Origin of the sequence: Acidithiobacillus marinus, assembly GCF_002847505.1 — a bacterium.
GTDB lineage: Bacteria > Pseudomonadota > Gammaproteobacteria > Acidithiobacillales > Acidithiobacillaceae > Acidithiobacillus > Acidithiobacillus marinus.
Genome location: NZ_MXAV01000036.1, coordinates 15,748 through 28,957, shown reverse-complemented (window position 1 = coordinate 28,957; position 13,210 = coordinate 15,748). Strand labels below are relative to the sequence as shown.

The 13,210-nt window shown below is 55.5% G+C and carries 12 protein-coding genes; 7 read left to right on the top strand and 5 right to left on the bottom strand.

Going from position 1 to position 13,210, the window contains the following annotated elements:
• Positions 1 to 31: 31 nt before the first annotated feature.
• Positions 32 to 1,450, bottom strand: coding sequence for a form I ribulose bisphosphate carboxylase large subunit (locus tag B1757_RS09665; RefSeq protein ID WP_101538119.1), 1,419 nt, complete (start codon positions 1,448 to 1,450; stop codon positions 32 to 34).
• Between the two features lie 125 nt (positions 1,451 to 1,575).
• Between B1757_RS09665 and B1757_RS09660 the strand changes: the two genes are divergently transcribed.
• The 7 genes from B1757_RS09660 (at position 1,576) to B1757_RS09630 (ending at position 9,319) form a co-directional block, all read left to right on the top strand.
• Positions 1,576 to 2,472 (top strand): LysR family transcriptional regulator, encoded by an 897-nt coding sequence (locus tag B1757_RS09660; protein WP_101538118.1) that lies wholly within the window; start codon positions 1,576 to 1,578, stop codon positions 2,470 to 2,472.
• 101 nt (positions 2,473 to 2,573) lie between these two features.
• Positions 2,574 to 4,124: a murein biosynthesis integral membrane protein MurJ gene (gene murJ, locus B1757_RS09655; protein ID WP_101538117.1), complete on the top strand. Its 1,551-nt coding sequence runs from the start codon at positions 2,574 to 2,576 to the stop codon at positions 4,122 to 4,124.
• Entirely contained in the window at positions 4,117 to 4,566 is a 450-nt protein-coding gene (locus tag B1757_RS09650) for a DUF2203 family protein (RefSeq protein WP_101538116.1), read from the top strand. The genes murJ and B1757_RS09650 overlap by 8 nt, the downstream gene beginning before the upstream one ends.
• 66 nt (positions 4,567 to 4,632) lie before the next feature.
• Positions 4,633 to 5,595 carry a bifunctional riboflavin kinase/FAD synthetase gene (locus B1757_RS09645; RefSeq protein WP_101538218.1) on the top strand — a complete coding sequence of 321 codons (963 nt, stop codon included), beginning with the start codon at positions 4,633 to 4,635 and terminating at the stop codon, positions 5,593 to 5,595.
• Positions 5,574 to 8,387: an isoleucine--tRNA ligase gene (gene ileS, locus B1757_RS09640; protein WP_101538115.1), complete on the top strand. Its 2,814-nt coding sequence runs from the start codon at positions 5,574 to 5,576 to the stop codon at positions 8,385 to 8,387. Before B1757_RS09645 ends, ileS begins: the two co-directional genes overlap by 22 nt.
• Positions 8,387 to 8,845: a signal peptidase II gene (lspA, locus tag B1757_RS09635; protein WP_101538114.1), complete on the top strand. Its 459-nt coding sequence runs from the start codon at positions 8,387 to 8,389 to the stop codon at positions 8,843 to 8,845. The genes ileS and lspA overlap by 1 nt, the downstream gene beginning before the upstream one ends.
• A 258-nt stretch (positions 8,846 to 9,103) precedes the next feature.
• Positions 9,104 to 9,319 carry a hypothetical protein gene (locus B1757_RS09630; protein WP_101538113.1) on the top strand — a complete coding sequence of 72 codons (216 nt, stop codon included), beginning with the start codon at positions 9,104 to 9,106 and terminating at the stop codon, positions 9,317 to 9,319.
• A gap of 3 nt (positions 9,320 to 9,322) precedes the next feature.
• On the opposite strand, the gene B1757_RS09625 is transcribed toward B1757_RS09630, so the two are convergent.
• The 4 genes from B1757_RS09625 to B1757_RS09610 all read right to left on the bottom strand — a co-directional run bounded on the left by B1757_RS09625 (position 9,323) and on the right by B1757_RS09610 (position 13,141).
• Complete coding sequence (locus B1757_RS09625; protein WP_101538112.1) at positions 9,323 to 9,931, bottom strand: cyclic di-GMP-binding domain-containing protein, MshE-related; 609 nt, start codon at positions 9,929 to 9,931, stop codon at positions 9,323 to 9,325.
• Between the two features lie 38 nt (positions 9,932 to 9,969).
• Complete coding sequence (locus B1757_RS09620) at positions 9,970 to 10,716, bottom strand: SDR family NAD(P)-dependent oxidoreductase (RefSeq protein WP_101538111.1); 747 nt, start codon at positions 10,714 to 10,716, stop codon at positions 9,970 to 9,972.
• Positions 10,713 to 11,288 (bottom strand): thioredoxin family protein, encoded by a 576-nt coding sequence (locus B1757_RS09615; protein WP_101538110.1) that lies wholly within the window; start codon positions 11,286 to 11,288, stop codon positions 10,713 to 10,715. The genes B1757_RS09620 and B1757_RS09615 overlap by 4 nt, the downstream gene beginning before the upstream one ends.
• 86 nt (positions 11,289 to 11,374) lie before the next feature.
• Positions 11,375 to 13,141 carry an ABC transporter ATP-binding protein/permease gene (locus tag B1757_RS09610; protein ID WP_101538109.1) on the bottom strand — a complete coding sequence of 589 codons (1,767 nt, stop codon included), beginning with the start codon at positions 13,139 to 13,141 and terminating at the stop codon, positions 11,375 to 11,377.
• Positions 13,142 to 13,210 lie beyond the last annotated feature (69 nt).

Below are 13,210 nucleotides of genomic sequence, written 5' to 3'. Positions count from 1 at the left end.
CTTCCTGAATGAGTCGATGAATGTTCAGAAATCAGCGGTTCTGTACGTCGAGCTTGTCGACCGTATCGAACTCAAACTTGATTTCTTTCCAGGTTTCCAGAGCGATTTTGAGTTCTGGGGAATGGCGGGCTGCATTCATCAACACTTCCTTGCCTTCCTTCTCGATCTCTACGCCACGGTTACGGGCTTCTACGCAGGCTTCCAATGCCACACGATTGGCCGCTGCACCTGCTGCATTACCCCAGGGGTGACCCAGAGTACCACCACCAAACTGCAGCACGGAGTCATCGCCAAAAATGCTGACCAGAGCCGGCATGTGCCATACATGAATACCACCGGAGGCTACGGCAAAGGCACCGGGCATGGAACCCCAATCCTGATCGAAGAAAATACCGCGACTACGGTCTTCAGGAATATAGGACTCACGGAGCAGATCAATCCAGCCCAGGGTTGAAGCGCGATCGCCTTCCAGCTTGCCGACCACCGTACCCGTATGGAGATGATCACCACCGGAAAGACGCAGGGCCTTGGTCAGTACCCGGAAGTGGATACCATGGTTGGGGTTACGATCGATAACGGCATGCATGGCGCGGTGAATATGGAGCAATACGCCATTTTTACGGCACCAACGCGCCAGACCCGTGTTGGCGCAGAAACCGCCGGTCAGGAAGTCGTGCATGATGATGGGCATACCCAGTTCCTTGGCGAACTCGGCACGTTCGTACATTTCTTCCGGAGAAGGTGCGGTCACATTCAGATAGTGACCCTTGCGCTCACCAGTCTGGGCTTCGGCATTGTGAATGGCATCCGCCACGAACAGGAAGCGGTCACGCCAGCGCATGAAGGGCTGGGAGTTGACGTTTTCGTCGTCCTTGGTGAAGTCCAAACCACCGCGCAGGGCTTCGTACACGGCCCGGCCGTAGTTCTTGGCAGACAGACCCAACTTGGGCTTGATGGTACAACCGAGCATCGGCCGGCCGTACTTGTCGAGCAAGTCACGTTCCACCTGAATGCCATGGGAAGGACCATTACAGGTCATGACGTAGTGCAGCGGGAAGCGCACATCTTCCAGCCGCAGGGCACGCACCGCCTTGAAGCCGAAGACGTTACCGACCAGCGAGGTAAATACGTTGACGACCGAGCCTTCTTCAAAAAGATCAATCGGGTAAGCAATAAACGCATAAAAGGCCGCGTCGTCACCGGGAACATCTTCGATGCGATATGCGCGACCTTTGTAGTAGTCCATGTCGGTTAGCAGGTCAGTCCAGACCGTAGTCCAGGTGCCGGTAGATGATTCTGCTGCCACTGCCGCCGCCGCTTCTTCCCGATCTACACCGGGCTGCGGGATAATCTTGAAACACGCCAAAAGATCCGACTCCAGCGGCACGTAGTCCGGAGCCCAATATGTGTGGCGGTACTCCTTGACGCCGGCTTGATATTTACCAGCCATAAGATTCCTCCTAAAGTATCAGTCTAACTTGACCTGCAAAGCTGTAACCCCTGACGAATGTACAAAGCTCATTCCATAAGGTAAAGTAAAAAGAAATTAATGTTACCTTTTGGAAAAATAAAACCTTGATAACCCGTCATCCGACCCTGCACCAGTTACGGATATTCACGGTGCTTGCGCGACACCTTAACATGACTCGCGCTGCTTCGGAATTACATCAGACCCCATCGGCGCTGTCCATACAGATCAAGCAACTTTCCGAAACCGCCGGTGAGCCGCTCTACGAACAAATGGGTAAAAAACTCTACCTAACCTCTGCTGGTGAAGCTGTGGCCCGGGCCGGTCATGACATTCTGCGCCGTCTGGATGCCTTGAACCAGGAACTGGATGCGCAACGTAACCTCGAATCCGGCACGCTGAGTCTTTCCATTATTTCCACTGCCGAATATTTCGCGCCGCGCCTCATAGGCACCTTTTGCAAAGAACATGCCGGTATTGAAGTGCATCTGGAAATTGCCAATCGCGACAGCATCCTCGAAAGGCTCAAGCAAAATCTGGATGATATCTACATTATGGGTCAGGTACCTGAGGGTATTGACGGCGTGGCCCGTCCCTTCATGGACAATCCGCTGGTGGTACTAGCACCGGGAGACCACCCGCTGGCCGGACAAACGCGTATCCATCCCCAGCAATTGCGTGATGAAGCTTTTATTCTTCGTGAGGAAGGTTCAGGCACCCGCCTGACTGCCCAAAATTTTTTCCTGGAACGGGGCATCCAACTCAAAGTCAGGATGACCATGAGCAGTAATGAGGCCGTCAAACAGCTAGTTGCCGGAGGGCTGGGCTTGAGCGTCCTGTCGCGCAACACCATTGCCGCAGAAGCCAATGCAGGCAATATCGCGGTGCTGGATGTAGAAGGCTTTCCGATCCTCAGACACTGGCACGCGGTTTATCGCAAAAACAAACGCTTGACCGCCGTCGCGCAAAAATTCATGGATTTTTTGCTGCAGGGTCGCTACTGATCTTACAGAAACCAGCCAACATGATGACTACGGTTTTTGTCTTGGCCGATTCCGGTGACCATGCCATTATTCCCTGATGCCTCCACCCGTCCTGAGCTTGCATGAGTAAACATCCCCTGCGCAGCGTACTGAAAGTCGGGAGTAACACCCTGCTTTCCCGACTCCTGGGTTTTGCCCGGGACATCATTCTGGCCCATCTGTTTGGTGCAGGGGAAATGGCAGATGCTTTTTTTGTGGCCTTCCGGATTCCCAATCTGTTTCGGCGGCTGTTTGGAGAGGGTGCATTTTCCCAATCTTTTGTTCCGGTGCTGGGGGAATATCGTGCCCGGCGCAGCACGGCGGAAACTCAAGCCTTTGTCGCTGATGTCAGCGGTTGGCTGGCACTCAGCCTGGCTATTTTCACCCTGTTTGGCATACTCGGTGCCAGCCTTGTCGTCTATGCCATCGCTCCCGGTTTTGCCGCTGATCCCGACAAATTTCAATTGACGGTGGAATTGTTGCGGATCACTTTTCCGTATCTTTTCCTGATTTCCCTGGTCGCCCTGGCCGGGGGCATTCTCAACACCCACGGGCATTTTACCGTACCCGCCATCACCCCGGTTTTTCTGAATCTCAGCATCATCGCCACCGCCCTGCTCTGGGCGCCACATCTGCAACAGCCGGTCATCGCCGTAGCCTGGGGAGTGCTCATTGGTGGCGTAGTGCAATTGTTGTTTCAGTTTCCTTCCCTGAAAAAACTGGGTTATCTACGCTGGCCACGGCTGCGCCGCCGGGATCCGGGCGTCGTCAAGGTGCTACGGCTGATGGGACCGGCCGCTTTCGGGGCATCGGTCGCCCAGGTCAATTTGTTTCTGAATACCATTCTGGCTTCTCTGGTTGGGGCTAATGTGGTTTCTTATTTATATTATTCCGACCGCCTGGTGGAATTTCCGCTGGGAGTTTTCGGCGTGGCCCTCGGCACGGTGGTCCTCCCCCTGCTTTCCCGGCAGGCGGCGGAAAGCTCTGCACAATTTCCCGAGACTCTGGACTGGGCCCTGCGCCTGACCTGGCTGATCGGCCTGCCCGCCACCATCGGTCTGCTGATTCTGGCAGAACCGCTGTTGATCAGCCTGTTCCGCTACGGCGCTTACAGTGCCGCAGATGCCGCGCAAAGCAGTTTGAGCCTGATCGGCTACGGCATTGGCATTTTACCCATTATTGCCGCCCGGGTATTGGCGCCTGCTTTTTATGCCCATCAAAATACACGCACACCGGTACGCTTCGGGATGATCAGCGTGGCTGTCAACATGGGTATCAGCCTGATCCTTGCCTGGCCACTGCAACAGTTGGGTCTGGCCCTGGCAACCAGCACTGCAGCACTGGTCAATGCTGCCCTGCTCTGGCGCCGCCTGCATCGGGATGGCCTCTACCAGATGCAACCGGGATGGCTGCCCTTTTTGCTGAAATCAAGCAGCATGGCGGTTATCATGGGTCTGGTGTTATTTTTTCTGCGTGGCGACACCGCACTGTGGCTTGCCCTGCCCTTATGGGAAAGACTGCTGCGGGTACTAGGGCTTGTGGCTTTGGCCGCGCTGATCTATCTGGGCGGCACCTGGGGACTGGGCATCCATGAGTTGCGCGACATTATCCGAAGGAGAACTGAGCGTGTCTGACACAGACGGATTACATGGACATGGAGATTCCGTCCTGGCCATTCAGCGACCGGGCCAGATACGGGTGTTCACGCTTTTGGAGGCGCAACAGATATTCCCTCTGGTACGCAATATTACCGCCCTGGCTGTTGATGAACTCGCGCCCATTCTCGATGCCATGCGCGCCAACATGGAAAATCACCCGGTTTTACAACATCAGGAAAGCCTCTACGAAGAAATCGTGCAACGCTGGATCAACAAAATGGAGCGCTTGGGCGTAGTCGTGTCAGGCTTGTGGTTGGTGGACTTTGACACCGGCGATGGATATTTGTGCTGGCGCCACCCGGAACCGGCCTTAGCCTACTACCACGGCCATACCCAGGGCTTCGGGCAACGTCGTCCCCTACTGGAGGTCATCCATGAAATGCAACCCCAGTGGGCAGACTGCGCACCGATGATCTAGGGTTCTCCATGAATTTACGCTAGTATGTCGCCATTTTTTCGCCAAACGGATATGCACGGATCCCCCATGAGTTTTCCAGGCTTTTTCCATCGCCGCAGTCATCGTCCTGCCCGCACGCATCAAGCGGTGACTATTGGCAATTTTGATGGAGTCCATCGGGGGCATCAAGCCTTGCTTCAGTCCCTGCAACATGAAGGATTAGCAACGGCCGTACTGACTTTCGAACCTCTGCCTCGGGAATTTTTTCAAGCAGGGCAAGCAGCGCCACGACTGAGCAGTCTTCACGAAAAAGTGCATGCTCTGCGTCATTACGGTGTCGATCAGGTCTATTGCCTACCTTTTGATCAGACACTGGCCCAAGTGTCAGCAGAAGATTTCATCACTCAGATCCTGATGCAGCAGTTACAGTGTCGTTTTCTGGTGGTAGGCCATGACTTTCGTTTTGGTGCCAAGCGCCGGGGGGACCTGGACATGCTCCTGCATTATGGTCGGCAATATGGTTTTAGCGTGCTGGAGCAGCCGGCATTCAGCCTGGATGGCCAGCGGGTCAGCAGTACCGGGATTCGTGCAGCCCTGCAAGCGGGTCATCTTGATCAGGCCAGTCAATGGCTGGGCAGACCCTATACCCTCTGCGGAAAAATTATCCATGGTGATCATCTCGGCCGGGAGCTGGGTTTTCCGACGGCCAATATTCCCCTGAATCGCCGCCCCGTTCCGGTCAGTGGCATTTTTGCCGGGCGTCTGCGTAGCGAGCGGGGAACTTGGATAGCAGCAATCAGCATTGGTTTGCGGCCCACCGTCGGTGGCAAGCAGATGGTGCTGGAGGCGCACTGTCTGGATGCCGACAACCCCGATCTCTATGGTCAGCGCGTGCAAGTGGAATTGCTCCACCAGCTTCGTCATGAAGAAAAATACCCGGACCTCGATACTCTCAAAGCCGCCATTGCCCGGGACATTCTTAATACCCGCCATTTTTTTGCCGAACACCCTGAGGATTTGCACAACCCATGGACTACAAGCTCACACTGAACCTTCCCCAAACGGATTTTCCCATGCAGGGCAAACTTCCGGCACGCGAACCCGCCACTTTGGCGCGTTGGCAGGAGCATGATTTATATGCTTCCCTGCAGGCGGCGCGCAGCACGGCACCGGCATTTATTCTGCACGACGGCCCGCCTTATGCCAATGGCAACATCCACATTGGCCATGCGGTCAACAAAATCCTCAAGGATATCATTAATAAAAGCAAATTGAGTGAAGGTTATCGGGTGCCCTATGTGCCGGGCTGGGATTGCCATGGTCTCCCTATTGAAATCAAGGTAGAAAAAGAGCTCGGGCGCCCCGGTGAAAAAGTCAGTGCCCAGGAATTTCGCAATGCCTGTCGCCGCTATGCGGAAAGCCAGATTATTGGACAACGGCAGGATTTTGAACGTCTAGGTATTCTCGGGGACTGGCAGCATCCCTATATGACCATGCAATTTGCCGCAGAAGCCAACATTCTGCGGGAGCTGGGTCGCCTGACCGTCAATGGTCAAATTTTTCGTGGTGCCAAACCGGTGCATTGGTGTGTGGATTGTGGCAGCGCCCTGGCCGAAGCCGAAGTGGAATATCAGGATCGCACCGACCCTTCCATTGATGTGGCCTTTGCGGTAGCTGACCCTGCTGACCTGCAACAACGCCTGGGTTTGAATGAAACAGTAGATGCCAGCGTGGTGATCTGGACCACCACCCCCTGGACATTACCCGCCAATCAGGCGGTGGCCCTGCATCCTGAATACCGCTATGCACTGCTGCGCAGTGGTCACCATTACATTCTGGTGGCCGCCGATCTGGCGGAAAGCACCCTCGCCCGCTATGGTGAAGCTGCTCCTGCCGTACTCGCGGAATGTGCCGGTGCGCAGCTTGAAGGACTGCTGTTGCAGCATCCCTTTCTGGATCGCCAGGTCCCCGTCATCCTCGGCGAGCATGTCACCCTCGAAGCGGGAACCGGCTGCGTACATACCGCCCCCGCCCACGGCGTGGAAGATTATGAAGCCAGTCGCCACTATCATCTGCCCGTGGACAGTCCCTTGCAGGATAATGGCCGCCTCCGCGATGACCTGCCCCATGGACTCGGCGGTCTGAATATCCGTCAGGCCAACGAGCGCATCATCGAACTCTTGCAAGAGAACAGGGCGCTGCTGCATCTGGAAAAAATCCGTCACAGTTATCCCCACTGCTGGCGTCATAAAACCCCCCTACTGTTCCGGGCGACGCCGCAATGGTTTATCAGCATGTCCGCCAACCAGTTGCGCGATAAAGCCCTGACCGCCATTGAGGACACCCGCTGGATTCCCGACTGGGGCAAAGAACGGATCGCCGGCATGGTCCGGCAACGTCCGGACTGGTGTATTTCCCGGCAGAGGGCCTGGGGTGTACCAGTAGCGCTGTTCTCCTGTGTGCAGTGCGGTGAACCGCTCCGCGACGCGGCGACTTTTGCGCGCATTGCAGAAGCCGTCGAAGCCAATGGCGTCGATGCCTGGTTCAATCAACCCGCAGAGGATTTCCTCCCGGCAGATGCCCGCTGCCCTGCCTGTGGGCATACCCATTTCCACAAGGGTACCGACATTCTCGATGTCTGGTTTGACTCCGGTTCGACCCATGCTTTTGTCCTAGAGCAACGCCCTGAGCTGCATAGCCCCGCAGATTTGTATCTGGAAGGCTCTGACCAGCATCGCGGCTGGTTTCAATCCTCCCTGCTGGAATCGGTGGCCAGTCGCGGCCATGCGCCCTTCAAGACGGTACTCACCCATGGTTTCACGGTGGATGGTGAAGGTCGCAAAATGAGCAAGTCGGTGGGTAACGTCATTGCTCCCCAGAGCATCATCGACCGTTATGGCGCCGATATTCTCCGGCTCTGGGTGGCTTCGGCAGATTACCGAGGCGAAATTCCGATTTCTGACGCCATTGTCAAACAACTGGGAGACAGCTATCGGCGCATCCGCAACACCGCCCGCTATATTCTCGGCAACACCCATGATTTTGACTACACCAAAGATGCGCTGCCTGCCACCGACTTGCTGGAAATGGACCGCTGGATGTTGGCCCGTGCAGCGCTGCTGCAGGAAGAAATCCGCGCCGCCTACGCTGAGTATCAGTTTCTGAAAGTGCAGCAGAAACTGCATCATTTCTGCTCCGTGGATCTTGGCGGGCTGTACCTCGATGTCCTCAAGGACCGCCTGTATACCTCGCCGGCGGCTTCTCATGCGCGGCGTTCAGCACAGACGGTACTCTGGCAGATGCTCGAAGCCATGGTTCGCTGGATGGCCCCTGTGCTCAGTTTTACGGCGGAAGAAATTTGGCAGGAAATGCGTAACCGCGCTGCACCCAGCGTATTTTTCGGAGAATATCCGGCATTACCTTTGCCCGAAGACGCGCCCGCGCTTAGCGCCCGTTGGGATCGCCTCAGTCTGCTTCGAGAGGCGGTGAACGCCACCCTGGAACCCTTGCGGCAGGATAAAAAAATCGGTTCCGGCCTGGACGCAGAACTGCGGATTTATGCCAATCAGGACTGGGAGGAGTTCTTACGCCCCTTGGGAGAAGAAATCCGCTATTTTTTAATGACTTCGGCCTGCAGCATTCTGCCCTATTCGGCGCGGCCGGAAGCCTGTACGGAACCGGTTCCTGGAGTGGCCCTGGAGGTTCAGAGCAGTTCGGCCAGCAAATGCGCGCGCTGCTGGCATCGTCGTCCCGATGTCGGACAACATGCCGAACATCCGGAAATCTGTGGGCGCTGTGTCAGCAACCTCGAATTACCTGGCGAAAAACGGGAGTTTTGCTGATGTTACGTTATCTCTGGCTGTCTTTCGCCGTCATTATTATTGACCAGGGTGTCAAGCTCTGGCTGAGCCACATCTGGCGGGTGGGCCAGGGGGTAGTGGTGGTCCCCGGCCTGCTCAACTTTCGCCTGGTCCACAATACCGGTGCCGCCTTCAGCTTTCTGGCCGGTGCCGGTGGTTGGCAACGCTGGTTGCTCATTGGGATAGCCCTGCTGGTGATAGTCATCATCGTCGCCATCCTGCGACGCCTCAAACCTGGCAGCACCTGGACGGCCGTGGCACTCGCCCTCATCCTCGGCGGGGCAGTAGGTAATCTCCTCGATCGCATTCGTCTTGGTTATGTGGTGGACTTTATTGGTGCCCACTGGGGCAACTTGTATTGGCCGTACTTCAATATTGCCGACAGTGCCATCAGCATCGGCGCCGTGATCCTGATTCTCGATGCTTTTCGTCGCCACTGATTGACGCCTGGAAGCTCCACGCTTGGCAGGGGGATGCTTTCAGCTGCTGAGATGCGCAGCTTTCGGGATTCTCCTGAGCAAACATTGGGTTCCATCTACAAAGGGCTACTGACAGCGCCGCCGCTGTCGTCAAATCGCGACAAATTTCGGCGCCTCGACGCGCGCTTAAATTTTACGTCCTTGTTTCGCATGAGATAATATTTTTGGCATACTTCTTGCTTAATCCTCTGAAACACACGGAAACTTGAGGAGATCACCATGGAAAGCAGCACCAACTTACTGGCCGCTCTGCGCCGGGTTCGCAGCTTCCCCAGCTATTCATCCTTCATGGCGGGACATGAAAGAAAGCGCATCAAAAGGGAGCTCCAGAAACGTCTATTGCGTTTACGGCGGCAAAGACAGGGCCAGCGAAACAGTTTTGTCTCAAAACAGCAACAGCTGGCTGGCGGTTTCCTGCAACAGATTTTTCACTGAACTTCAAACACAGGCGCGCTGAATATCTTTTCCGCACTCCTGTAAAAACTGCCAGCGCGCCACCCATTCATGTACCGGATGGGGAGAAGCTCCAGCCATTACCTGACGGAACGCGTCAAAATCTTTTTCAATCTGTTTCAGGACACTGAGCAAACGCCGCAATCGACCCGGGTCGCCCTTACGTTTGGCTTTTTCAACAGCCTCGCTGGCGATAATAAGGGACCGGGGGAAATCCATAGCCTGACGCAAGGCGGCATCGCGTTTTTTTCTTTCGCCTCCGCCTTCACGATCAGGCATGCGGGGGACCCGCTGTTGCCATTCTTTCAGCATATCCAGAGACTGCTTTTCCAGATCCATCCGCAATTTTTCTGTAGAACCCGCCAATAAACGAGCGCTTTTGAGTTTGCGGTCATCGTGGCGCAGTCGGGCCTGGCGGGTAAGACCGAGGGCCAGATCCTGTTCACTCACCAGCCCTTCGGCAATCAAAAGCTTGCCCAGGCGTTCACCACCGGCATGCTGATGGCTGAGAGCCCGTTCCAGTTGCTCTGGAGAAATGAAGCCGCTTTGCAGCAGCAGTTGTCCTATGCGTATTTTTTCTTGTTCTGTGGCCATATTTTATTGTGGGAATGTGAATGATGATAAAAAAACACTCAGCGCCGATGCACCAGCCCTGCTCGGGCCTGATCCCGGGGTTTGATGATGATTTCATCAATATTGACATGGGCGGGACGGCTCACTACCCAGACAATCGCCTCGGCAATATCCGCTGCAACCAGGGGTTCCATACCGGCATACACATTGGCCGCTCGTTCCGCGTCTCCAGCAAAGCGCACCAGACTGAATTCGGTTTCCACCAGTCCCGGGTCGATTTCGCTGATACGAATGGGTTGACCCAGCCATTCCACGCGCAGGGTTTCGGTAATGGCTTTCACCGCATGTTTGCAGGCCGTGTAACCCCCACCGCCGGCATAGGTTTCATGGGCAGCAATACTGCCGATATTGATCAGATGCCCTGTCCCCGAAGCGGCTTTCAGGAGTCTGGGGTACAAAGCTTTACTCATGCGCGCCAGGCCGAGGACATTACTGTCCCACATGCGTTGCCAGTGAGATTCTTCCATATCGGCAATGGCTTCCAGACCCAATGCCCCACCCGCATTGTTGACCAGCACATCGACAGCTTCGGGTAGCTGCTCCACAAACTGACGAACACTTTCCGTGTCAGTGACATCCAGGGGCAGAGCGACCCCCTGGATTTCCGCAGCCAGGGCCTGGAGTCGCTCCAGGCGCCGGGCACCCAGATAGACCTGGTAGCCTTGCCACGCCAGTTGGCGGGCCGTTTCCGCACCAATTCCGGAAGAAGCCCCAGTGACTACGGCGCAGGGTTTGGATGTACTCATGCCCAGTCCTCCGGTTCGTTGCCCGCCCGCCATTTGATGCTGCAGCCCACACTGGGGAGGACTTTGTCCGGTGCTTCCCCGCCATTGAGTACAGCCTCCACTGCCGCCGACAAATCCTTGCCGGTAACCGGAAGCGTGTTCTTGGGACGGCTATCATCAAACTGCCCGTGGTAAAAAAGCTTGCTGGCCTGATCAAACAGAAAAATATCGGGGGTGCATACGGCGTTGAAAGCCTTTGCCACACTTTGCTCCCCATCAAAAAGATACGGGAAATCATAACCAGCCCGCCGTGCTTCCGCCGGCATTTTCTCGGGGGCATCTTCGGGGTAGGTTTCCGGGTCATTACTGTTGATGGCGACCACCTGTAACCCCTGACGCTGCCACTGCCGGGTCAATTCCCCGAGCTGCTGGCTGATATGTAGTACATACGGACAGTGATTGCAGATAAACAGCACCAATAATGGCTTGCCCTGGGCAGAGCTGCTGGACCATTGCGTTTTATCCCCGCCCACGGGCAGAGAAAAAGCGGGCATGGCCCCACCTATGGGTAAATCTTTTGCTGTCATCGCCATCGTTATGTCTCCTTGAAATTCCTGATACATCATATTGACTGAAAAGCATCGCATGGGTCACTGGCTACCCGGTGACACATACACTTTCATACGGGCGCTGGTTGCAGCCCTCCAGACGAGTCTTGCTCCGGCAAGGATTCCAGCACCCAGGCACCATTCCCCTGCAGTCGCAGACAACGCTGATGGTAGCGCAACAAACTGGAACGATGCCCCACACTGATCATGGCCGTTTCGGGCAAAGCCTCTATGAGTAACTGATACAACTGACACTCAGCGGGCTCATCCAGTGCTGAACTGGCCTCGTCCAGAAACAGCCATCGGGGTTTTTGCACCAGCACCCGCGCAAAGGCCAGCCGCTGTTGTTCCCCCAAGGATAACACATGAGACCAGAGCCGGGAGTCCTCCAGCTTGTCCTGCAGCCCGGACATCCCCACCAGACCGAGAATCTGCTGCAGGCGCCGGTCATCCAAGTCCGTCACACCAAAAGGATACACCAGCACTTCCCGCAGGGTGCCGAGGGGGAGATAAGGTTTCTGGGGAAGAAACAGTGGGCGATCGGCCTTGGGTAGCCCGATTTCGCCGTCACCAAATGGCCAGATACCTGCCAGCCCCCGGATCAGGGTACTTTTACCACCCCCGGAAGGTCCCATGATCAAGAGCCGTTCACGCCGCTGCACGTCGAGGTTCAGGTCATGCACCAGCTCCCGACCATCGGGTAAACGCACATTGAGATGCCTGACCTGCAAACAGGGGGCATCACGACATTCAATCTGATAGTGGGTTTCGCGAATAACCCGCACTTCTTCCATGGATTGTTCAAAATAGCGCAGACGATCGACTACCGCATGCCAGTTGGCCAGACTGCTGTAACTGCTGACAATAAAAGACAGAGCACCCTGCACCTGGGCAAAGGCAGAGGCAATTTGTTGCAGCCCCCCAATGCCGATAGCCTTGTTCACAAAATAGGCAGGCATACTGACGATGATAGGGAAAATAATGGCGGCCTGACCATAACCCGACACCCACCAGTTGAGGCGCATGGACCGCCAGATAATCCGCCAGTAGTTGGCATATACACTGGCGAAACGCTGGAGGAAATGATGGCGCTCTTCGCTCTCACCGCCATATAAGGCCACGCTCTCGCTGTTTTCGCGCAGGCGCATCATGCTGAAACGAAAATCGGCCTGATAGCGTTCCTGGTTGAAATTGAGTTTGATCAGCGGGCGGCCGATCAGGGCCGTCAAAATCGTACCAAACACGGCATAGATCAGGGCCGCCCAAACCAGATAACCGGGAATGGTATATAAAGATCCATTCCATGGAATGGTAATCATGGCCGACAATTCCCAGAGCATGAAGACAAAGGCCGCGAGGGTGGTCACCGAACTCAGCAGGCCGATGATGATGTTCAGGGTCTGGTTGGTAAAACTGGCCAGATCTTCGCTGATACGCTGATCGGGGTTATCCGTTCCATCCCCGAGTACCTGCATGTGGTAAAAGGTACTTTTGGACAGCCAGTTATCGAGATAATGCCGGGTCAGCCACCGTCGCCAACGAATTTCCAGCATCTGGGTGAAAAAAACCTGAGACACACCAGCCGCAACATAAGAAGCCGCCAACAGCAGAAAAATCAGCATCTGATGCCAGGCTGCATCAACGGCAAAATGCTGCAAGGCGTTCCAGAAAACCGCATACCACTGAGTAATCCGGTAGGAAATGAACACCATGAACAAATTGAGCAGAATGATCAGCGCAAAAACACCCCGGGCACTCCAGCGCTCTTCAGAATGCCACCAGTAGGGCTTGCTGATCCGCCACAAGTCGCGAAAAAAGGCTCCGTTAAACTGCTTCATGCATTCTCTCCAGCCGCTACCATCTGGCTCATCCCAACGCCCCTCCAGTTTCTGCGCCTCCCCCGGCGC